The 21,309-nt window shown below is 36.8% G+C and carries 19 protein-coding genes; 4 read left to right on the plus strand and 15 right to left on the minus strand.

Translation table 11 applies throughout. From position 1 onward, the window contains the following. Nucleotides 1-11 precede the first annotated feature (11 nt). Both ACQKIH_RS04920 and ACQKIH_RS04925 read right to left on the minus strand, forming a co-directional pair. Nucleotides 12-902, minus strand: coding sequence for an alpha/beta hydrolase fold domain-containing protein (locus ACQKIH_RS04920; RefSeq protein WP_427763739.1), 891 nt, complete (start codon nt 900-902; stop codon nt 12-14). Between the two features lie 131 nt (nt 903-1,033). After that, nucleotides 1,034-4,213 carry a DEAD/DEAH box helicase gene (locus ACQKIH_RS04925; protein ID WP_427763740.1) on the minus strand — a complete coding sequence of 1,060 codons (3,180 nt, stop codon included), beginning with the start codon at nt 4,211-4,213 and terminating at the stop codon, nt 1,034-1,036. A 143-nt stretch (nt 4,214-4,356) separates the two neighbouring features. Here ACQKIH_RS04925 and ACQKIH_RS04930 point away from each other — a divergent pair, with 143 nt between their 5' ends. Together ACQKIH_RS04930 and ACQKIH_RS04935 are read left to right on the plus strand one after the other, a co-directional pair. After that, complete coding sequence (locus ACQKIH_RS04930; RefSeq protein ID WP_057983576.1) at nt 4,357-5,082, plus strand: 3-ketoacyl-ACP reductase; 726 nt, start codon at nt 4,357-4,359, stop codon at nt 5,080-5,082. A 114-nt stretch (nt 5,083-5,196) separates the two neighbouring features. Further along, the gene (locus ACQKIH_RS04935) at nt 5,197-5,871 is read left to right on the plus strand and encodes an HAD family hydrolase (protein WP_427764047.1); all 675 of its coding nucleotides are present in this window, start codon (nt 5,197-5,199) and stop codon (nt 5,869-5,871) included. Nucleotides 5,872-5,940: 69 nt separating this feature from the next. On the opposite strand, the gene ACQKIH_RS04940 is transcribed toward ACQKIH_RS04935, so the two are convergent. The 8 genes from ACQKIH_RS04940 to ACQKIH_RS04975 form a co-directional block, all read right to left on the minus strand. Further along, a complete protein-coding gene (locus tag ACQKIH_RS04940; protein WP_057983572.1) occupies nt 5,941-6,660 on the minus strand; it encodes a hypothetical protein in 720 nt (239 codons plus the stop codon). Then, nucleotides 6,653-7,978: an AAA family ATPase gene (locus ACQKIH_RS04945; protein WP_057983570.1), complete on the minus strand. Its 1,326-nt coding sequence runs from the start codon at nt 7,976-7,978 to the stop codon at nt 6,653-6,655. The genes ACQKIH_RS04940 and ACQKIH_RS04945 overlap by 8 nt, the downstream gene beginning before the upstream one ends. 281 nt (nt 7,979-8,259) lie before the next feature. Next, entirely contained in the window at nt 8,260-8,469 is a 210-nt protein-coding gene (locus ACQKIH_RS04950) for a hypothetical protein (protein ID WP_057983568.1), read from the minus strand. Nucleotides 8,470-8,923: 454 nt separating this feature from the next. Then, nucleotides 8,924-9,502 carry a TerD family protein gene (locus ACQKIH_RS04955; RefSeq protein WP_057983566.1) on the minus strand — a complete coding sequence of 193 codons (579 nt, stop codon included), beginning with the start codon at nt 9,500-9,502 and terminating at the stop codon, nt 8,924-8,926. Nucleotides 9,503-9,532: 30 nt separating this feature from the next. Continuing rightward, a complete protein-coding gene (locus ACQKIH_RS04960) occupies nt 9,533-10,108 on the minus strand; it encodes a TerD family protein (RefSeq protein ID WP_057983564.1) in 576 nt (191 codons plus the stop codon). Nucleotides 10,109-10,125: 17 nt separating this feature from the next. Continuing rightward, nucleotides 10,126-10,743 carry a TerD family protein gene (locus tag ACQKIH_RS04965; RefSeq protein WP_057983561.1) on the minus strand — a complete coding sequence of 206 codons (618 nt, stop codon included), beginning with the start codon at nt 10,741-10,743 and terminating at the stop codon, nt 10,126-10,128. 83 nt (nt 10,744-10,826) lie between these two features. Beyond that, the gene (locus ACQKIH_RS04970; RefSeq protein ID WP_427763743.1) at nt 10,827-12,461 is read right to left on the minus strand and encodes a YceG family protein; all 1,635 of its coding nucleotides are present in this window, start codon (nt 12,459-12,461) and stop codon (nt 10,827-10,829) included. 246 nt (nt 12,462-12,707) lie between these two features. After that, nucleotides 12,708-14,393 carry a methyl-accepting chemotaxis protein gene (locus tag ACQKIH_RS04975; RefSeq protein WP_236706714.1) on the minus strand — a complete coding sequence of 562 codons (1,686 nt, stop codon included), beginning with the start codon at nt 14,391-14,393 and terminating at the stop codon, nt 12,708-12,710. A 473-nt stretch (nt 14,394-14,866) separates the two neighbouring features. On the opposite strand from ACQKIH_RS04975, the gene ACQKIH_RS04980 reads away from it, so the two are divergent. Then, a complete protein-coding gene (locus ACQKIH_RS04980) occupies nt 14,867-15,478 on the plus strand; it encodes a sterol desaturase family protein (protein WP_427763745.1) in 612 nt (203 codons plus the stop codon). Nucleotides 15,479-15,620: 142 nt separating this feature from the next. Here the strand turns inward: ACQKIH_RS04980 and ACQKIH_RS04985 are convergent, their stop codons facing one another. Continuing rightward, nucleotides 15,621-16,280, minus strand: a complete 660-nt coding sequence (locus ACQKIH_RS04985; protein WP_427763747.1) for a CatB-related O-acetyltransferase — start codon at nt 16,278-16,280, stop codon at nt 15,621-15,623. 279 nt (nt 16,281-16,559) lie between these two features. Here ACQKIH_RS04985 and ACQKIH_RS04990 point away from each other — a divergent pair, with 279 nt between their 5' ends. Continuing rightward, a complete protein-coding gene (locus tag ACQKIH_RS04990) occupies nt 16,560-17,204 on the plus strand; it encodes a 2OG-Fe(II) oxygenase (RefSeq protein WP_057983551.1) in 645 nt (214 codons plus the stop codon). Nucleotides 17,205-17,270: 66 nt separating this feature from the next. Here ACQKIH_RS04990 and ACQKIH_RS04995 read toward each other — a convergent pair whose 3' ends face one another. The 4 genes from ACQKIH_RS04995 to ACQKIH_RS05010 all read right to left on the minus strand — a co-directional run bounded on the left by ACQKIH_RS04995 (nt 17,271) and on the right by ACQKIH_RS05010 (nt 21,300). Further along, nucleotides 17,271-18,125: an alpha/beta hydrolase gene (locus tag ACQKIH_RS04995; protein ID WP_427763750.1), complete on the minus strand. Its 855-nt coding sequence runs from the start codon at nt 18,123-18,125 to the stop codon at nt 17,271-17,273. 58 nt (nt 18,126-18,183) lie between these two features. Further along, nucleotides 18,184-18,786 carry a TetR/AcrR family transcriptional regulator gene (locus ACQKIH_RS05000; protein ID WP_057983548.1) on the minus strand — a complete coding sequence of 201 codons (603 nt, stop codon included), beginning with the start codon at nt 18,784-18,786 and terminating at the stop codon, nt 18,184-18,186. Between the two features lie 177 nt (nt 18,787-18,963). Further along, on the minus strand, nt 18,964-20,493 hold the full coding sequence (locus ACQKIH_RS05005) for a multicopper oxidase family protein (RefSeq protein WP_427763752.1): 1,530 nt from the start codon (nt 20,491-20,493) through the stop codon (nt 18,964-18,966). Between the two features lie 78 nt (nt 20,494-20,571). After that, nucleotides 20,572-21,300 carry an urease accessory protein UreH domain-containing protein gene (locus ACQKIH_RS05010; protein WP_427763753.1) on the minus strand — a complete coding sequence of 243 codons (729 nt, stop codon included), beginning with the start codon at nt 21,298-21,300 and terminating at the stop codon, nt 20,572-20,574. Nucleotides 21,301-21,309 lie beyond the last annotated feature (9 nt).

A 21,309-nucleotide genomic window follows, 5' to 3' on the forward strand; every position in this document is an offset into this window, starting at 1 on the left:
TTGTGCTTTTTTTAATCCTCCGTAATAATTGATACTACCGTATTTAAAGCTCGACTTGCCTCTGGTATAGGAAATACTGGAAAAACGTGATTCATTTTCGGATATTCGAAGTATAAAATTCCCACATCTTCTTTTTTTGCCTTTTCTAAAAACATTCTGGCATCCACTATGAGCATTTCAGAAGATCCTACAAAGAGTGCAATCTTCCCTATCCCATCAATTGGGCCATGCAGTGGACTACTTAAATTGTTCATTATATCACTCGGTCCTGCCCAAAGTTTCCCCAACTTTTGCGCACCAGCTAGCCCAAGCATTGGATCGATTTTTTCAATTTCTTTATACTCAGGGTTCAATCCTGATACATCTAACCATGGCGAATATAATACAACATGCGCCGGCTGCTTTTTTTTGTGCAATTTGACATCTTGTGCAAGTGCTAAAGCAAGCCCACCACCAGCAGAATCTCCCATAAAGATAAATGGCGCATCATATTGTTTGAGCAATTTATCATATAATGCATGGATTGCAGTAAATGCATCGACATATGTAAATCGGGGTAGCTTCGGATAAATAGGTACGACAATTGTATAGTTCGTTTTCTCTGCAAGCTTCACTAAATGGCGCCAATGGAAAATTAAAGGATCATTAATATAGGCCCCTCCATGAAAATAAAAAATCACTTTCTTTGGATTAATTTGCCCGTTGACTACATAATACGTCATCCCATTCAAATCGAGCTGATTAATTTCATGCTTTTCTTGAAACTTTTTATCCAACTCGTATGGAAGTGCATTATACTTTTCCGCAATAAACTGATCCATCAGCTGTAAATTAATGAACTTCTTTTTTGATCCCCGCATGAGTAAAAATTTTTCGAATAAAAAACTTTGCCAACTGCGCAATTTGATTCACTCCCACCGCTCATTTTACTTATACTGGCTCATCAAACTCCCTGCTACAATGCCCCTAAACCTATACTATTCCTTCATACAGGAAAATATGGCATAATGCTTCCCACTTTTAATTGAAAATGTTACATCATCAATATCTCGCGAATATCATCTTCTGTTAAAGTAGTCGTTGTATTACCTTCAAAATCAATAATATCTGCAATGAGATGTCGCTTTCTGTCTTGAAGCGCGTTCATTTTTTCTTCAATTGTGCCGCGTGCAATGAGCTTAATAACTTGCACCGTGTTTTTTTGTCCCATTCGATGGGCACGACTTGCTGCTTGTTCCTCAACTGCTGGATTCCACCACAAGTCATATAAAATCACTGTGTCTGCACCGGTTAAATTCAGCCCAGTTCCACCTGCTTTTAAAGAAATTAAAAACACATCGCGCTCCCCTTCATTAAATCGGTCGCATAGTTGGACGCGTTCTTCTGAAGGTGTTTGACCATCCAAGTAAAAATACGTTTCATTTTGGCGTGTCAGCTCTCGTCCAATTAACTCCAGCATTTTTGTAAATTGTGAGAAAATCAACACTCTTCTCCCCGAATGTTTGGACTCCTCAAGAATTTGAAGTAGCTGCTCAAATTTTGCTGAACCACCTTTGTATCCTTCAACAAATAAGCCAGGGTGACAACAAATTTGGCGCAATCTTGTTATCCCTGCTAAAATTCGAATTTTATTTTTCTTGAAGGTATCTTTGTCGAGATGTTTAAATGTATCTTCTCGCAGTTTTGCTAAATACGCTGCATACAATTGCTTTTGTTCATCTAACAGCTCTGAGGATTCCAAAAGTTCATTTTTAGTAGGCAATTCTACAAGCACATCTTCTTTTAGTCGGCGTAATAAAAAAGGACGGACTCTCCGCGCAATATCTTTTCTTGATAGGTAACTATACGCCTCTAAGCCTTGAAATAATTGTGGGAAAATCACATGATACAACGACCATAATTCCTCCTGATTATTTTCGACAGGTGTTCCCGTTAAGCCAAAACGATTAACCGCTTGAATCTTTTTAACAGCTCGTGCGGTTTGGGTCATTGGATTTTTAAACGCCTGTGCCTCATCAAAGAAAACGGTGTGGAATGTTTGCTTCTCATACCACGCTAAGTCACGACGCAACAATGGATAGGAAGTAATGAGGACATCCAATTCGGCGGAATCCTTTTGCAATGCTTTACGTGCCGCTTGATCACCATCGATTACAAGCACTTGCAACTCAGGCGCAAATTTCATCATTTCACGGAGCCAGTTATACGTTAACGACGACGGGCACACAATTAAAACAGGCTGCTTGGTAGCGCGAATTGACGGTAATTCTGAAACGATGAACGCAATACTTTGCACCGTTTTTCCAAGTCCCATATCATCTGCCAAAACCCCGCCAAATCCGTAGCTTGCCAACTGCTTCATCCAGTTAAACCCTTGCTTTTGATAGCCTCTTAAAACATTCTCCAAACTAGGTGGCACTTCAAAATTCAATAACTCTGGCTGCATTAATTGCCCAAGGAACTTTCGGAATGATTGTTCTGGTGTAAATACATCACTTCCATCGATCATTTCTAAAAATTTCAGGCTTTCTAAAATCGGCATAGCTAATGTAGCTTCATATTGGTCATCCTGTACCGGACCCGCTAGCAGGAATCGGCGAATCTCTTCCATTTCCTTCGTTTCAAGTGAAAGCAAAGAATCGTTCGGCAATCGATAATATTTTTGCTTCACTTCAAGCGCTTGTAAAAGGCTTTTTATTTCTTTATTCGTAATACCATCCATCTCAAATTTAAATTCGAGCCAATTCGTTCGTTCCTGTTTTACTTTGACAACGATTTTCGGAAAGGTCGATGTTTTGACGAGTCGATTTCTCACAGCAGTAGTCGCATAAATTTGCGTACGTTTTTGAAGTTCTGGCATGACATGATATAAAAAGGCATATTCCAACTCTTCATTTTGCATAAAATAGCCGCCATCTGTTTTCGTAAAGCCGCTTTCATCCATTAGCTCAAGAATTTCCCGTTCCTTTTGTTCATCTCGTATAACCGCCAAATCGATGATGTCATCCGGACTTTCCAACGGTTGAATAATGACATGATCATAATGAAATTCTAGCCCCGCCAACAATCGATTTCTCAGACGATCTAAATAAAGTTTTGCAACGAGCGGTGTTGTCATCATTTGCTTCGTCAACTGTTCACTTAATGTGACATGACCCAATTTGCGTAAACCCGGAATGACCGTTATCAAAAACTGATCCATTTGATCATGCGGAATCGGTACAACGCTCGTACTTGGCTCGACAAGCATTTGCTGCAATTCCGTTAAACGTTCGCATTCCTGTTCTGCTAATTGATACATACAGCCATTACCAACGACACATTGATACGCACTGAACAATGTCATTTTATCAAATCCCGCTATTTGCAATTGATAGTGATTCCCTTGTTCTTCCACTCGGAATTGTAGTGGCGGTACTCCCTCTGCTAGACGTAATGGCTGTTTGATGTGTTCGTACTGTTCAAGATATACTTCGGACGTTTCGGTAAGTAAGGATAAAAGCCCTTTCCACGTAGATGGAGGAATAAGTAAACCCGCTCTATTGCTGCTCGCCTTATGTGGTAGCGTCTCGATAAACATTTGTTCATCACGTGCAACACGAATTAATTGATGCAGCACCGCGTCTACTTCATTAACAAAGCAATGTTCATTTGGATTAAAGATGAAGTCAGATGTTACGATACAAGGTTTCCCACTGCTCACTTGCTGGAGAAAATCGCGAATCGATGTGATCTTCATGTTTGCGATTAAAAGCTCGATACTAAATAAATATTGCCCTTGCCCAATCGCAAAAGGCTTCAATAAAAACTGAATATCTAATACTTGTCTTTTTTCAAAATGAAGCTGGTGGCGACTTTTTCGGGCTCGTTTCTGTTGAAAGAGCGTCATGAATCCTGCTGATAGCTCATTTCCATCCGAAGAACGCCCTAGTTGTTGCTGCTCATGAAGGGCAATTAAAACAGCCGCCACATGTTGACAACTCATATCAAACCCTGCAAGTGTTGGACAGCTACAAGAAGACTGAATATGTTCTTGCTCGTCTTTTTCTATTGTGACATGAAAAACTTCTGCTCCTTGTACAGTTGCGATGCACATATCTATATGTTGTTCTTGTATATTTACTTTACCCGCTCGGAAAAATGCCTCTCCTCTTTTGAAGGAGACAGTTCCGCACATTTCTTTAATAATTTTTTGATTGATTTTAATGTCCATGTCCTCGCTCCTTCTAGCTAGGGAATGCTGTTTTAATAATCATAACATAAACAATTACCGATTATCGCGTGTGCAAATAACAGGCAAAAGTGTGTAAACATGCTATCATATAACTATTCTAACAAAACAAGGAGTTGTTCTTAATGGCACAGGCTTTACAAGGAAAAATCGCCTTTATTACAGGTGCAGCACGAGGTATCGGGAAAGCAACAGCAATCGCACTTGCGAATGAAGGGGTGCACATCGGCTTAATCGCTCGTAACGAAGCAACATTACAAACGGTTGCAGCTGAATTAAAAGAGCTTGGAGTTAACACAGCTTACGCGAGTGCAAACGTTGCGAATTTAGCAGAAGTGGAAACAGCGATTGCTTCTTTAACTGAGCAACTTGGTACGGCTGATATTTTAATTAACAATGCGGGTATCGGTAATTTCGCTAGCGTGCTAGACATGGATCCTGCAGAATGGAAAGAAATCGTGGATGTGAATTTATTCGGTACATACAATGTGACACGTACCGTTTTACCACAGCTGATCGAGAAAAACGGTGGCGATATTATTAATATTTCATCAACAGCAGGTCTTGGCGGCGCAGCTACTTCAAGTGCATACAGCGCGTCAAAATTCGCGGTTATCGGCTTTACAGAATCACTAGCACAAGAAGTTCGTCGCAACAACATCCGTGTAACAGCACTTACGCCGAGCACAGTTGTAACAGACTTAGCACGTGATATGAATTTAATCGACGAGACAAAAGCAGAACGATTAATGCAAGCGGAAGATATGGCTGAGCTAATCGTTTCCCAGCTAAAACTAAACAAACGCGTTTATTTAAAAAATGCAACAATGATTACGACGAATCCGTTTTGATCATAAAAAAACTGAGCTACTAGTAAAAATCTAGTCAGCTCAGTTTTTTGTTTCTAGTGCTCACAATTGAGAAAATTAGCATTTCAAAAATTCATCCGAAATTATGAAAAAGGAGTGGATACTTTGAATAATTATGAAGTCATTTTATTTGATTTAGACGGTACATTAACAGATCCAAAAGAGGGCATTACAAAAAGTGTGCAGTATGCTTTGGGGAAAATGGACATTACGGAGAATAATTTGGACAATTTAATCCCTTTTATCGGCCCCCCACTGCAAGTAACTTTTAAAGAAATCTTCCAATTTAACGAGCAACAACTTGAAGAAGCACTCCAGTTTTATCGTCAACGTTTTATAGAAAAAGGTATGTACGAAAATGAAGTTTATGAAGGTATACCAGAGCTGTTACATCAACTGAAAAATGCAGGCTATCAATTAGCAATTGCTACTTCCAAGCCTACTGTGTTTGCCGAACAAATTTTACATCATTTTAAACTTCATCATTATTTTGATTGTATTATGGGCAGTGAATTAGATGGCACACGCACTTCCAAAGGGGCAGTAATTGAGGAAATCATTAAGCAATTAAAATTAGAGAATATTGCACAATGTGTAATGATTGGCGACCGATCACATGATATTATTGGTGCCAACGAAAATGATATGCCTTCCATTGGTGTGACCTTTGGCTATGGGAGCCGACAAGAATTAGAAAAGGCGGGTGCTACACACATTATCGATTCCGTGTCAGAGTTCAAGAATCTTTTTTCCCGTATCTCCCATACATAAGTAATTGACCTTTAACTGCCGGACACTCCAATCTAGGTGACCGGCACTTGAACTACTACGCACCTTGCCTCATCTCAACCCATTCAAATGGTCAAAAATCAACGGTACATTCGTCGCTCGCTTTAATGAATTAATGTCCTCAGAAATGAAATCCCAGCTTGCTTTATATGTATCCTCGCAACTTTCACTTCTTGAGACAGGCATAAATTGATTTAAAAATTCTTCAACCGGTATCGTCAAATCATCTAAAAAATTCTCTACCTTTTCCATCTTTGAACCTTTTTCAGGATTCATTTCATTAAATAATACATGCTCTAAATTTCTTGAAAAATAATAAAGTTGGTAACTAAAAGTAGAAATATACGCTGCCGATTTCATGATTTTGATATTTCGAGACCTCACAGTATTTCTTTCTTCCATTTTCCCTTTTTGCGTTTCAGAACTGACACTAATGCATCCTTCCAAATACTTTGTTAACCCACTTTGCTCAGTATCAATCGTAATATTGTTTGGCCCTACAAAACAGCCATCCGTATCTAAAATATGGAGCACAACTAATATGTCCGATGAGTTAAATCTTCTTTTAATTAAAACTTCTTTTACTTTATCGCCAATTAGTTTTTTAATTGGTTTTGCCTTTTGATCAATCTGATAAAAAATATCCCCTCTGTACGGCTCAAATCGGATTTCTTTATCTTTAAACAATTGCCTTAATCGTTCAATCAGTAACGTCTCATCCGTATCGCCTTCAACTAACAATATAACTACTTTCTTTTGAGCATTAGTCATTTATCCTCCCTGCTTTCCTAAATGCCTTCTTGATGTCATACATATTTGTTTCATTGTAAATCGGCTCATCTTGCCCACCTAATTGAACAGCTCTCAAATATATATCTCGCGCATTGCTTAATTTTTTTACACCTTTTAATTGTAAATAGCGCTGTTCTTCATTTAGCGTCGTAAACCATAAATTTTGAATCGGCAGCACTTCTAAAATACGTAAATTATGTGACGTGAAAAATAATTGCCCTTTGCCATTTTCACTAATGACTTCCAACATCTCACCTAATAAATATTCAAAAATCCCCGCATCCAATTCATCAATGACCACACATGCATTTGGATTGTTATATACCGCAATTAACGTACTTAATATGGAAATAATTTTCAGTACCCCTTGTGATTCACAACGGAGGGGCAACTCAATTTCACCTTTTACCGATAAAAATTCGAACCGAATACCGTCTTTCCCGTTACTCATTTTTTCCATATTAACTTTACGAACTTTTACGTAAAGCCCTGGAATAATCGTCCTTAATACAACGTTTGTTTGCTCAATGACCTTTTGGATTGTCTCGAACATTTCTTCAGATAACAGCATTGTATCCCTTAGTTCATAAGGAATATTTCCTCTTAATTTTTCAAGATGAATACTAAAAGGCATAATCAAATTTGCTACTAATAAGCCATATTGAACCGTATCAATAACATGGAAATCTTGATTGAAATCTTGACGTAAATTGATGATGATTTCCTGTTCTTCTTCACTTAAGAACGCCTCATATACGTCTTTCAACTCTTTCCGAAATACGAATGAAGTGGCATTTTCTTCAGCCATCCGGTCCGCCACCATCATATTGACGCGATTCATTTCTGAAAATGATTCCATCTTTTTATTTCGAAATGAAATGCTTCGCTCATGTTTCGAAATGATTTCCTTGTACCTCTTGCCACTCGCATTTTCTTTATAATATAAATTTTCACCTAAAACGCTCAGCTTATCCATGCCTTCTTGCAAAATGGCGTGATATTTAACAAAATACTCACCCAGCTCATTTGTAATTAAAAATTCAAATTGTAGTTCTACATGCTGTTCTTTAAAATAAATCAGTTTTTCTTTATTCATTGGTAATGTATAAGAATTCAATAAGTTTTTTAATAAACTAAACGCTTCGACAACGGCCGTTTTACCAGAGCCATTTTGACCATAAAACCCGATAACATCCGCTTCATATTTACTGAAATCTGAATTTGTATTAAATTCACCTTTCTTTACATTTTTTAAATGATGGATACGAACACTTTTCACACGAATAATCTTCCCCATTTTCATTCCCCAATCTATTGTTTAATACCATGAATATAGCTTTATTAATTTATTAAATGACGATTTATTCACCAAACCCATATTTAATTATACTATTTACCTTATTTTAATGAATATACATCATTTCGAAATTAGCTAATATTTGTAAAGAAATTAATCTTAAAAAGTAAATATCTGAAAACCTAAAATCCACCATTTTAATAGCATTAAATAGTGGATTTGATGAATATTTCCTAAATGAAAAAAGTTGCCGAAATAATACTCCGGCAACTTTTATAACTTTATCGTGATTCTCTAGGTGGTACACATACTTCGCATTTTCTTTGATTATTAGTTTTAAATTTTGTAAACGTTTTTTCGAAATTTTGTCCACAAGAACATTTAAATAATAATTTTTGCGAGAATCCATGATATTCAGTAGAAAGCAATTTACTCTCTGAATTTTTTGCTACATATTCACGGATTTTATCGATCGTCCATTTTTTGTTCATTATTATACATCCTTCCAATTAGGCTTAACAAAGCCTAATCTATCTAAGTGCTCTATTATAGCACTTTTTTGATTACTATTGTAGTTCGGTGGTCGGAAATATAACTGATTTTCACAAAGTACACATTTTACCGTTAATTTGTAACAACCTTTGTAAATCAAGTTCTTCACTAATTCATACTTCGCAACAGTCATTAACCAATAGGCTGGCCTGCTACATACGCACACAGCTGAGTCGTATTGATGATTTATGCTAACATTGTCCATGCGCCTCATGTGCTTAGCCAGCCTAAACTAGCACATACTTTATTAGAATTCCTATTAGAACACTTACAATGAAAAGATAGAAAGTTTTGTTGAATTTATATATCAATAAAAATGACCACAAAACATTGATTCGTTTTGTAGTCATTTTCTTTAAATTTTAAACTTACCGGTATTAAACCCCTATAATGTTATGCATTTAACCCATAAGCATTAACAAGTGCCGCTAAGCCCCCTTGATAACCTGATCCAACTGCATTGAACTTCCACTCATTGCCGTGGCGATACAATTCACAAAAAACAACGGCTGTTTCAATCGAAAAATCTTCACCCAAATCGAAGCGTAAAATTTCTGTACCTAAATCTTCATCTACTAAGCGGACAAATGCATTTGTTACTTGTCCAAAGTTTTGACGGCGATTTTCAGCATCATGAATTGTGACAGTAATGGCGATACGCTCTACATCAGACGCAACTTTATTTAGATGGACTTTGATTTTTTCATCATCGCCGTCCCCTTCACCAGTCAAATTATCACCCGTATGTTCAACAGAACCGTCGACACTTACTAAGTTATTATAAAAAACGAAGTCTAAATCTTGACGGCACTTTCCTTGATCATTTAATAAAAATACCGATGCATCTAAATCAAATGCGGCGCCTCCGTCAAAATTCTTCACATCCCAACCTAAACCAACGATAATATTTTGCAGTGCTGGATTGCCTTTTGTTAAATCAATTCGTTGGCCTTTGCTTAATTGAATTGCCATGTGAATTCCCCCTATTACTTTTCAATATGGTTAACCGATTTGTAAGCCAAAATCATTACATAATGCCGCTAGTCCACCTTGATAACCAGATCCGATTGCAGCAAATTTCCATTCACCACTATGACGGTATAACTCGCCAACTACAAGCGCTGTCTCAATCGAGAAATCTTCGCCTAAGTCATAACGGATTAACTCGCCAGAATCGCTGAATACACGAATAAATGCATTCGAAACCATCCCGAAGTTTTGTCCGCGACCTTCACCGTCATGAATCGTAACGGCAAATGTTATTTTCTCAATGTTTGCTGGCACTGCTTGTAAGTCAACATAGACAACTTCATCATCGCCTGTTCCAGCTCCTGTTAAGTTGTCACCAGAATGGACTACTGAACCATTAGCACCTGATGTATTGTTATAAAAAACGAAGCCTTCTGGACCTGTTACTTTTCCAGTTCCTTCTAATAAGAAGATTGATGCATCAAGGTCAAAATCTTTTCCGCCATCGTATTTATTCGTATCCCAGCCTAAACCGACACTCACCTTTGTTAACCCTGGATTTGATTTTGTTAAATCTACTTTTTGACCTTTTGATAATGAAACGACCATTTTAATTCACTCCTCAATTATGATTGGTATTTTCGAACGACTTCACCGATTGAATTATCTTGCGTACCTGTTCCTAATGCAGCAAACTTCCATTCATTTTCATGTCGGTAAATTTCGCCCGTAATTAATGTTGTTTTACCTGAATAATCTTCAGATAAGTTATATTTTAACAGTTCTTCGTTCGTTGCAGTATTAACAACACGAATAAATGCATTTTGAATCATACCAAAATGTTGATTACGCTTTGCTGCTTCATAAATATTAACAACGAAAATCAATCGATTATAATCTGCAGGGATAGACTTTAACTCCACAATAACTTGTTCGTCATCGCCTTCACCAGCACCTGTTATATTATCCCCTGAATGGACAACTGCACCGTTCGCACCTTTTAAATTCCCAAAATAGATGACATCCTCTTTAGCAGCTAAACGATCACCTTTCAAGAGAATAACGGAAGAGTCACAGTCTACATTTGCAGTTTTAGCACCGCCGCCTCCAAATAATCCGCCGAGTAAACCACCGCTCGATTTTTGTTGAACAGGATCCCATCCTAATCCAATTTGAATTTTATTTAACCCTGTATTGCCTTTTGTTAAATCAACTCGTTGACCTTTTTGTAAGTTAATTGTCATATTAATTCCTCCTAACAACCATATTATTCAGCCTATTATTAATTTTATATTTTCTGACAAAAAAGTACAAACTTTCCTGCCTACTATTTTAGTTTTTTCGAAATCCGACGAAACATTGTCTTCAAATCTAATTTTCGATCCGATGTATCTTTTGCTAATGGTGCGTTTAACGTTTTCGCCAATGTTTCATCAAAACTAATTTTCTCAAGACGATGTGTATTAAGCAGATGTCCTGTAATAAAATGTTCAATACTCCGCGAACCACCCGGACTACATATAATGACATCAAACCCAAGCATGCTTGCAAACAATAATAGCACCGCATCTTGGCGTTGCATTTGCCCACTTGCTTCTTCTTTAAAGATTAGAATCGTCGGGTTTAAATAACTATAGTCAAATTGTTGATACAAGCGAATGATTTCTTCAGGAATTAGCATAAGTTGCCCAAATAAATATTGCGCATGCTCTACTTTGGATTGCTGTGGAAGCGGCTGAACATAGTCACTTTCTATAAAACGAATCATCGTGTTCGCCATATTTCGCTGTGCACCGAGTGGCATATTTTTACACGGCCATATCGACAATTGCATTATTTTTTCTGCATCTAACTGACCGTCTGTGCTCGCATCACGCATATGAAACTGCATATTGCTCTTTTGCAATGGCAGTAATGGGAAACTAGTAGCAGTGTACGTCATTTCTTGCTCATGTAGCTTACGAATTTTACGAGCGTAATCTACCTGATCCAGCGACAGCCCTTCCACTTTTGCAAATAACACAGGTAAATAAATGACGCCATTCTCTTCTTCAAAACCATCACGTAAATACAAATGAGCATCCGACAAAATAAATAATTCATCGTATGTTGTATTTAAAATTCGTGTTCGTGTTTCATGCTCAGCGTATTTCCACGGATAATTCAGTGCCGAGTTATTATACAAATGCTCACTTACTTGCTCTGACGCTCGTGATGTAACCGTTTGCACACGCATCGGCTTATCAAATGGAAAATCAAATATTGTCCCTTTATTGGCAAGCACTTCAGTCGGAATATCCGTAAGCCCGAATGGTTCAAATATATTTTCACCATCTGGCTCAAATACGACGAGGTCACAGCCAAATAAATAGAGGAAGTATAAGAAATATATTTCACTTTCTTTTGCAGGACCATACCATAGCACACGCGGCATCGAAGACTCAAAAGGCGCTTGCTCTAGCCATAATGGGAAGAAATGATTCGACCATTTTACAAAATCTAAAAAAATCCGCTGCAACTGATTGCTAACTAGACCTGGATAGCGAATTTGTATAAGCTCCAACCAGCTTTGTAATGTGTTCACAAAGTGATTTCGGTAAGGTGTATTCATCAGTGGCAATAATTGCTTTCCTGCAAAAAACGCCATGAAACGATTAATCGAAATCGGGTTTTCTCGATGCATTTGCAAAATATTCACTATTTCAGTTCGCATCTGGGGATCAATTACTTTCGGCATATTATGAAAAAGTAGCGTCCAACCAATTTCTTTATTCGTTAACGTGTATAAATACTCCTGCATGTCATATTCACTATCATCGATTCCTAATAATTGTTTTGCGACACGTGAATATTGTAGTTCTCCGTTCGTTTCCAAATAAATTGGTCGTGTATGTAATTTTGTCGAAATGATTTCTTCCCATGTTTTTATATTGTCTACGAAATCATGTGGCTTAAATCGCATCATTCCCTCACTCCAGTCTACAAATCATTGAGCTTCTCTATAATATACGTTTTAGGTAGAAGTTTAGTTTCATTTATCATAGTAAATTTTCGAGCTTTTCCAAAACATGAGCAATCTCATCGCGTGAAGAGGTTAAATTTTTCTGCTCCAAGAAGAATTTTTTTATGATTCCCTCGTACAAAACCCTTTAAATACTTAATGTAAAAAGACCACAAAACAATGTAATGTTTTGTGGTCAACTATTATTTACAATTTAAATTTACGCGCTGTTTCGTTTAAATTTTCCGCCATTGTTGCTAAGTTGATGGCGCTATTCGTAATTTCATCCATTGAACTTGCTGCTTGTTGAATTGTTGCTGACGTTTCTTCAATCCCTGCCGCAGATTGCTCTGAAACAGCTGCAATTTCATCGACTGATTTATTAATAGTCACTGTATTCTGCACAACGTCATCAAGTTTCTCCGACATATCTTCAATGCGCCCCGACATAGCATAAACCGCTTCAGCAATTTGTGTAAATGTTGCGCCTGTAGAAGCAATTTGTGTTGAGCCTTTCGCTACTTCCTCATAGCCATTTTCTAAAGAAGTTGTCACTACTACAGAGTCTTTTTGAATTTTTTGTACAATGTTTGTAATATCGCCAACTGAAACGGATACTTGCTCTGCCAGTTTACGGACCTCATCTGCAACTACTGCAAATCCTTTCCCATGCTCACCCGCGCGTGCCGCTTCAATGGCCGCATTCAGTGCCAATAAATTTGTTTGATCGGCAATATTATGAATGACCGAGACTAATGTTGAAATTTCTTGTGTTTGTTTACTCAACTCATCTACGTTTACAACCGCATCTTTTACAATAAGATCAATTGTCATCATTTGATTCGTTGAGGCTTCCATTAAACTTCTACCTTCTTTGGTCAATTTCATCACTTCATCTGAGTAATGATTGACCTCATTACTACTTGTACTTACATCCTTTACCTTTGTTGTAAAGTCTGTCATCGCTGTCGCAACATCCGAGGCATTACTTGCTTGAATTTCTGTACCACTTGCAATTTCGGTAACTGTATCTACAATTTGTTCTGTACCTGTTTTCACTTCTGTTGCCGATTGCATCAGTTCTTCACTGTGTGCAGCGACGTCATTAGATACTGTTTGAATATCCTTTAATAAACCATTCATCGTCTTTGTCATACTATTGGTAGCCTCTGTTAGTTGACCAATTTCATCTCTTGAATTCACTTCTAGGGCGGGTTCACTAAAGTCTCCACCTGCAATTTGCTGCATACGCTTTGTAACGACATTAATAGGTTTTGAAATAAGTCTCGCACTAATGATGGCCGTAAAAATGGCAACAATGACAATCACAATGCCGACGATTATATTTGCAATCTGTATTTTTTCATTATCTTTTATCATACTTGCACCAGAAGCATTAATGGATTGTTTTCGGTGTTCCGCTTGGCTTTCATAACCCTCACGAATTTCAGTCGCCTTTGAATCCATTGCTGCTAAATTTTGAAGCGCTAATTCTTTATTTCCTTGATCGTAGACTTCAAATACGTCTTTTTGAACATAGCTACTCCACTCTTTCGCCATTCCAGCATATTTGTTGATTTCTCCTGATTCTATAAGAGCTAATCGAATTTTCTCGTTTTCAAGCGCTCGTTCTGAAGTATTTACAAAAATATCTTTATATTTTTCTTCCCCAGATAATACATAACCTCTTGCTGCAGCGATACGTAAACCAATTGTTGAGGCTAATTCATAATCTGCAATTAATAATTGTAAATCTTCATCAACAATTTTTTCAGTAGCTAAATTGCTTTGATGCGTTGTATATACATTGAATCCAATATTTAAGCAAATCACCGCTACAATCAAACTAAATGCAAATATAATTCTTGCACTGATCGTCTTAAATTTAAACATTTTATCTCTCCTCATTTTTCTAGATTCTATAAAAACAATTTGTGAAATTCTGTTTCTCTTATTATAAAAATCGTAATTTCTCTATTTTAGATTTTCATAATATCCCTGAATATTATTAATTTACCACTTTTATATTCTATTAGGATAAAAATGAGATTTATGTAACATTTAAATTGATAACTTCATGATTTTATTACAAATTACAGCAAATATCTAATTTTTTTATTCTAAAATACGCTCATTTTAGTTCCATGGGAATATTACATCCTCAAAACAACTAAACATTTATAGCTATAAAAACAAAAAAATGATTCATTTACTTGAAACGAGTGAACTTTCAAAGTGTAATTCCTCTGCAACTATTCTTTTGGAGAGCGTTCTCAAGCTTGATTTTTTGATTTGTTCGACGCTTATTCACATATTGAGTTTACTGAATTTTCAGTATATAATTATTAAAAAGGGGATGAATGTAAATGAGGAAATACTTGAAGGAATTTGGCACTTTTCCAGACGTCACTGTCATGTTATTCATTTTATTCGTTTGCACTGCATTAACCGTTCCGCATATGCTACACCTTTGGACGTGGGTTGCATTAGGTGCGGGTATGCTGACGTATGCAACGAGTGAGTATATGGTACACCGCTTTTTATTTCATATTAAGAAGCCCGAAAATCCGTTCATGCTAAAGATGATTAAAAGGTTACATTATGACCATCATGTAGATCCCGACAATTTGAAACTATTATTTTTGCCGTTATGGTTCAGTATTCCAGGATTTGTTATTTATAGCCTCATAGTTTTCCTCATAACAGACAGTAAAAGTCTGACGCTTGCATTTGCAACAGGCTTGGTAGCTTACTTCCTTTACTATGAATGGAAGCATTACATTGCCCATAGACCTATCCAACCTCGGACAAATTTAGGGAAAAACATAAAAAAGCATCATCTCCTGCATCACTTTAAAAACGAAAATTACTGGTTCGGTGTCACGCATACATCGTTTGATAAAACATTAGGCACCTTTAAAGAAGGCAAGGATGTTGAAAAGAGCCAAACTGCACGCAATTTAGAAAATCGAGTATAAGCGAGTTCTTCATTTATTGCAGTTGATTTTGTTGCGCCATAGTTACCTCCCTGTTTGAATTGTACTTTTCTTGTAAGGTTTTGTTTTGCCAGTAAAACGTGAAAAACTACAACCTTGTGAGATTGTAGTTTTTCAGACGTGCCTATTTCTTCTTTACATAGCTTTGATAAAAATCATACAGTTGTTCAATGGAGGAACTTAATAAAAGTGGCATCGCTGTTTCAACCATTTCGCGCTCCCAATCAAACCAGCGCATTTCCATCAACATATTGATTTCTGAATCAGTAAATCTCTTTTTAATTTCTTTTGCAGGATTTCCGCCTACCATTGTATAAGGTGGTACATCTTTAGTGACTACTGATCCCGACGCAATAATCGCACCTTCGCCAATTGTAACCCCTGGCATAATCATTGCATTCATACCAATCCAAGCATCACTTTTTATAACTGTATCCCCTTTTGGCTCATAGGAGTTTTGTATATGCTCGACAAATGGATAAACTGTAATCCAGTCCGAGTGGTGGTTATGGTTGCCTCCCATTAAAATGACAACACCACTCGCAATACAAACATAATTTCCAATAATCAGTTTGTCGAGATGCCAGCCAAATTGTTCAATCGGATTAAAAAGTGCCTGCGATTTACTATCTCCCCATAAATATCTTACACAACCGTCTTCAAAATTTTGATTGCCATAATATCCTGAGTAATAGGAATACTCGCCTACTTCAATAAGTGGGTTTGTCACGATATCTTTTAAATATTTTATTTCTGACCAATGATTAAATAATGGATGTTTCATAATGATACCTCGCTTCTAAGTATTAAACATTTTATGGGTTACTTAGAAGCTTGACCCAACAGCGACATTTTTGAATTTTTTCAAACGACGAATCATCCTCATCAGCCCTTCTTGTATAGTATTAAAAATCATAACGCAATCAATAATCGTAGTCAAATTGTGTGTGATTCTGTTTACAAATAAGGTTAAGGAAGCCCCTTTGCGTGTAGATTTTGATTATCTATAAATATCGTGATAAAATAAAATAAAAATAATTCCAAAAAAAGGATAAGGTGATTTATGAAGTTGATATCGGAAAATAAAGAGCAAACTATATTTGATCATGTTGGAAATAAAATAATATTGGATAGAGAAATTAATATTATCACTCGATTTGAAGAACCATTGATCGTAACTTTAGGAAATGTTTTAAGTAACGAGGAATGTGATGAACTTATTCGTTTATCAAAGGACAAGTTGCAACGCTCAAAAATTGGGGCTACACGCGAAGTCAACGAACAGAGGACAAGTAGCAGCATGTTTTTTGAAGAAAGTGAAAATGAAATAATTACTACCATCGAAAAAAGAATCTCTTCTATTATGAATATTCCCATCGAACACGGTGAAGGCATTCAAATCCTTCAGTATACTCCGGGTCAAGAGTATAAGGCTCATTATGATTTCTTTTCATCAACAAGTAAATTATCAAGTAATAATAGAATTAGTACGCTCGTTATGTACTTAAATGATGTCGAAGAGGGTGGAGAAACCTTTTTCCCTAAACTGAATTTATCCGTAACCCCACAAAAAGGGATGGCGGTTTATTTCGAGTATTTTTATAACGACGAAAACTTAAACGAGTTAACATTACATGGTGGAGCGCCCGTTATTACTGGTGAAAAATGGGTTGCTACGCAGTGGATGCGGAAACAAAAAATTAGATAATAAACTGAATTATTCTAGGAAGCTGTCTCAAAGGGTGCTTATGAGACAGCTTCCTGTTATTTTTAGTTAAACCTTTTCGTTGTTTGAAATAAAATGAAAAATATTCTCCCAAAAGCAATCATCTTTCACACAATTATGGTGGCCCTTCGTTTCCACTTTTATGACTCGCTTAAAGTTACTAGCTTTTAATAGTATCTCCACATTTGAAATTGGTACTTTTTTATCCAAATTTGAGTGTATGGCAAGTGCTGGGGACTTTTGATTTTTTAATATTTCCTCTAGACACCATTCTCTTCTCGCTTTTAGAAACACACCTCCGCGTAATAAAAACCAACTGACAAATAGCCAGCCAAACGGAATATAAGGAAGTTTTACTTTGTCAGCCATTGAGTTACTAATACTCTTTAATGATGTCGGCATTGAATCAGTTATCAGTGCTTGTATTCTCAAATCGGTTGCATTTACAATACTCGCTGCTATCCCACCCATTGAATGCCCTAAAATATAGATCGCTTTACTATTAATATCTGACCTCTCGCGCACATAATCAATCGTTGAAGTTATGCTTTGGACAAACGATGCAATACTCACTTGTTTGTGGATGAATTCACTTTGCCCATGACCAAGAACATCCACAATAATTACATCATACCCGTTAGCTAGTAGCGGGTCGGCATACCGCAACATGTCTGACTTATTAGAGCCCCAGCCGTGTACAAGTAAAAAGCACCCCTTTGCCCTCTCACTTTTAATGAGCCAACCTCGAATTGTCCCACTATCCAATTCCATTTCAATTGTTTCATACGGCGAGCTCGGTTGCATTTTTTCAGCTTTTCGTTTCGGCGTAAAAATATGACGAATAATAGCGCTCCTCAAAATCAAAATAACTCCTACAAAAGCAATGAATATTAAATATTTCATAATAACCTCCTCAAAAAGATACCTTTCAGTCCCTTTTATAGTGTAAAAAAAGACGGCTTTATTGCCGCTCAGTTTCAATCATTGAAATATATTTCTTTAAATTATTTATGATAATTTTCGTTATTTGCCCCTCTTTTTTTAGTCGGTCTAATACAAGACCACCTTCTAATGTTGATACAATATAAATCGCTGTCTCGTATGGTTGTAATAATGGCTTCAACTCCTGTTGCTGAATACCATCCTCTATAATTTTCACCATCCATTTAATTAGCATATCCATTGCCGCATTAATTGATGGCAATAACGCACTTCCTTCTAAATCATCCATTTCTATTGCTGCGTTAAAAATAGGACATCCACCTACTATCGGTTCTCCTTCACTTAATTGTAAAAAGGTCTCTACAAATGCGATTAATTTATCCGCTGCATGTTCTTGTTTTGAAACACTCGTCATTAAATGATTGCGCATCATTTCAGTAGAGTAATGAAAAGACTCAACCATCAGTTGCTCTTTATCTTTAAAGTGTCGGTAGATCCCCCCTTTTTGAATAGTTGTTTCTTGAATAATGTCATTCATCGTCGTTGTCATATAGCCTTTTTGGTTAAAAATTATAGCTGATTTTCGGATAATCGTACGTCTTGTTAATTCACCTTTTTTCATTTCCACCCTCCAAAAGATACCGTTCAGTCTCTTATAATATGCAGGTTGGACAATATAAAGTCAAGGATTTTTTTAACATTAAATAACATGTCAACTCTTTAAAAAGTGGATAAAATTTAATAAATCCATCTGACAATCAAAACAAGCCCGAACTTATTTCAGTTCGGGCTTCCCTAATTAATTTACCTCTACCTGCCCCATCATTCCGTTTTCTTCGTGTTCAAGAATGTGACAGTGGAACATATAGATTCCCTTATTATTGAACTTCACAGCTAACTTGAATGTTTCTCCCGCGTCAATTGCGATCGTATCTTTCCATCCTTGCTCGCTCGCTGGTGGTTCTTGGCCATCGATTGATACGATTTTAAACTGTGTCCCGTGAATATGGAATGGATGCGTCATGCCACCCATCATATCTGACTTATTGTAAATTTCCCATATTTCTGTTTCACCTTGTTTTTGTGTAAAATCGATTCGATTCATATCAAATTGCTTATTATTAATCGCGACCATGTTGCCCATCCCGAAAAGCTCAAGCTTCTTAGATACCGGCAATTTTCTTTCTTCATCCGTAACCATATAGTCATTCAAATTAGTTGGAATGTTACTTGAGTTGCTAGATTTTTGTTCATCAATAGTAAATGGTAATAAAATGGCGCCACTTTCATTTAGAAGTGCAATATTACTAGCTGCATCGTATTTCGAAAAATCAATAATAATTTCAGCCCGTTCACCTGGTGTTAAAGTAATTTCACGCAACTTATTTGGCTTATTAATAAGACCACCATCCGTTGCAATTTGTTGGAATTCGTCCCCCGTATTCAATCGATACGTATAATTCCGCGCGTTGGAACCATTTACTAAACGTAAACGAACCTTTTCTTTACCAACTGTAAGCCTCGGATTGATTGTGCCATTTATTAATAACGTATCACCAATCGTCCCATCTTCATTCAGCGCTAATTTGTAATTTAATTGTTTATTGTCATCGAACTGTTTATCTTGGAAAATTAACGGAAAATCATTGATGCCGTATTCATTTGGTAAATCAAGTGTTTTCGATCTCGCATCCTCCACATAAATCAATCCTGCTAACCCTTGGTAGACTTGTTCTGCTGTTGCCCCTTCAGGATGTGGATGAAACCATAACGTAGCTGCTTCTTGATTGACCGTAAATTTAATATCCTTCGATTGGCCAGGTTCTACATAATTATGTGGGCCACCATCGCCTGTACCAGGAATATCAACTCCGTGCCAATGAAATGTTGTTGTTTCATCCAATTCATTTTTTGTTCTAAATGTAACGTTCTCGCCCTCATTTACTTGAATGACAGGCCCTAAAAATGATCCATTATAGCCCAATGTTTTTGTTTGAACACCATCAAAAATTTCCGTTTCACCAATTTGCGCGGTAATTGTATAAATATTTTCTTCACCTTCTTGAGGTTTAAGTAATGGAGGGAGCGCCAACTCGTTTTCACCAGTTGAATCATTTAATGCGAGTGGATTTGTGTGGCTCATATGACCGTTCTCCATTTCGCTGCTCTCCATTTCGCCGTTCATCTGCTGCATTTCTTCCTCGGACATATTACTGTGATCCATTTTGCTATGGTCCATTGTGTCTTTCGCGCCTGAACCACCCGCACTACAACCTCCGATAATTGCAGCACTAAGCAATAATCCTGTAATCAATATCTTTGATTTCATCATTTTCCTCCTCATAATTTGTTACATTTAAAATGTAACAAATAAATAAGGAGAATTTATGGAGATGAAAACTCATTTTCACCAATATGTAATTGTATCCAATATCCCAATGATAATTAGGATCACGCCAGCAATTTTTTGAATTAGCCTTCCTAGCTTCATACTCTTTTTCATGATGTGCCCTCTTACGCCAAAATACCAAAATAACCCTAATATGATGAGCAGCGGTAAAGACGTCATAATGCCAAATATAGCAGGTAATACAAGGCCGTAAGATGTGGTGATGACGGTTGGCATTAGCCACACAAAGAAAAGTACGAACATCGTTGGGCAAAATGCCATAGCAAAGCCAGCTCCAAGTAAAAAGGAACCGATTTTCCCTTTCTTTAAACCTTTGGGTATATGCTTTGAAATACCGTCAAGAAATCGCAAATTTAGAATTCTGAGGAGGATCATTCCTGTTATGATTAACAGCGGTCCCATTGCTTTGCGAAATACCGGAAAATATTCTGTCAGCTTTGTCTCAAATGTCTGCCCGAAAATCCAAGCGAGCAATCCAATGGACGTGTAGACAAAAACTTTACCGGACATAAAGGCAATAATTTCTTTCCAGTTGTTTTCCATTTGTATAGCGCGATTTCCGTATAATGTAATAGCACTCATATTTCCTGTGATCTGACATGGTGCCAATGCGCCAATTAATCCAAGTAGGATTGCAATAATAATTGGCGAATGCTCATACGAGTGTAAAAATGTAGAAACCGGTCCACTAATGGTTTGACTTATTTGGGACAGCCAACTATACATGTAAAAACC

This window comes from Solibacillus cecembensis (genome assembly GCF_050272495.1).
Taxonomy (GTDB): Bacteria; Bacillota; Bacilli; order Bacillales_A; family Planococcaceae; genus Solibacillus; species Solibacillus cecembensis.

What these genes read in the sequence shown, in the direction of transcription:
- ACQKIH_RS05000 (WP_057983548.1), bottom strand. Translation starts at nt 18,786, where the DNA reads ATGAAAAAAGGTGAATTAACAAGACGTACGATTATCCGAAAATCAGCT.
- ACQKIH_RS04975 (WP_236706714.1), bottom strand. Translation starts at nt 14,393, where the DNA reads ATGTTTAAATTTAAGACGATCAGTGCAAGAATTATATTTGCATTTAGT.
- ACQKIH_RS04995 (WP_427763750.1), bottom strand. Translation starts at nt 18,125, where the DNA reads ATGAAATATTTAATATTCATTGCTTTTGTAGGAGTTATTTTGATTTTG.
- ACQKIH_RS04970 (WP_427763743.1), bottom strand. Translation starts at nt 12,461, where the DNA reads ATGCGATTTAAGCCACATGATTTCGTAGACAATATAAAAACATGGGAA.
- ACQKIH_RS05010 (WP_427763753.1), bottom strand. Translation starts at nt 21,300, where the DNA reads ATGTATAGTTGGCTGTCCCAAATAAGTCAAACCATTAGTGGACCGGTT.
- ACQKIH_RS04925 (WP_427763740.1), bottom strand. Translation starts at nt 4,213, where the DNA reads ATGGACATTAAAATCAATCAAAAAATTATTAAAGAAATGTGCGGAACT.
- ACQKIH_RS04940 (WP_057983572.1), bottom strand. Translation starts at nt 6,660, where the DNA reads ATGACTAATGCTCAAAAGAAAGTAGTTATATTGTTAGTTGAAGGCGAT.
- ACQKIH_RS04985 (WP_427763747.1), bottom strand. Translation starts at nt 16,280, where the DNA reads ATGAAACATCCATTATTTAATCATTGGTCAGAAATAAAATATTTAAAA.
- ACQKIH_RS04980 (WP_427763745.1), top strand. Translation starts at nt 14,867, where the DNA reads ATGAGGAAATACTTGAAGGAATTTGGCACTTTTCCAGACGTCACTGTC.
- ACQKIH_RS04990 (WP_057983551.1), top strand. Translation starts at nt 16,560, where the DNA reads ATGAAGTTGATATCGGAAAATAAAGAGCAAACTATATTTGATCATGTT.
- ACQKIH_RS04950 (WP_057983568.1), bottom strand. Translation starts at nt 8,469, where the DNA reads ATGAACAAAAAATGGACGATCGATAAAATCCGTGAATATGTAGCAAAA.
- ACQKIH_RS04930 (WP_057983576.1), top strand. Translation starts at nt 4,357, where the DNA reads ATGGCACAGGCTTTACAAGGAAAAATCGCCTTTATTACAGGTGCAGCA.
- ACQKIH_RS04960 (WP_057983564.1), bottom strand. Translation starts at nt 10,108, where the DNA reads ATGGTCGTTTCATTATCAAAAGGTCAAAAAGTAGATTTAACAAAATCA.
- ACQKIH_RS05005 (WP_427763752.1), bottom strand. Translation starts at nt 20,493, where the DNA reads ATGAAATCAAAGATATTGATTACAGGATTATTGCTTAGTGCTGCAATT.
- ACQKIH_RS04955 (WP_057983566.1), bottom strand. Translation starts at nt 9,502, where the DNA reads ATGGCAATTCAATTAAGCAAAGGCCAACGAATTGATTTAACAAAAGGC.
- ACQKIH_RS04945 (WP_057983570.1), bottom strand. Translation starts at nt 7,978, where the DNA reads ATGGGGAAGATTATTCGTGTGAAAAGTGTTCGTATCCATCATTTAAAA.
- ACQKIH_RS04965 (WP_057983561.1), bottom strand. Translation starts at nt 10,743, where the DNA reads ATGACAATTAACTTACAAAAAGGTCAACGAGTTGATTTAACAAAAGGC.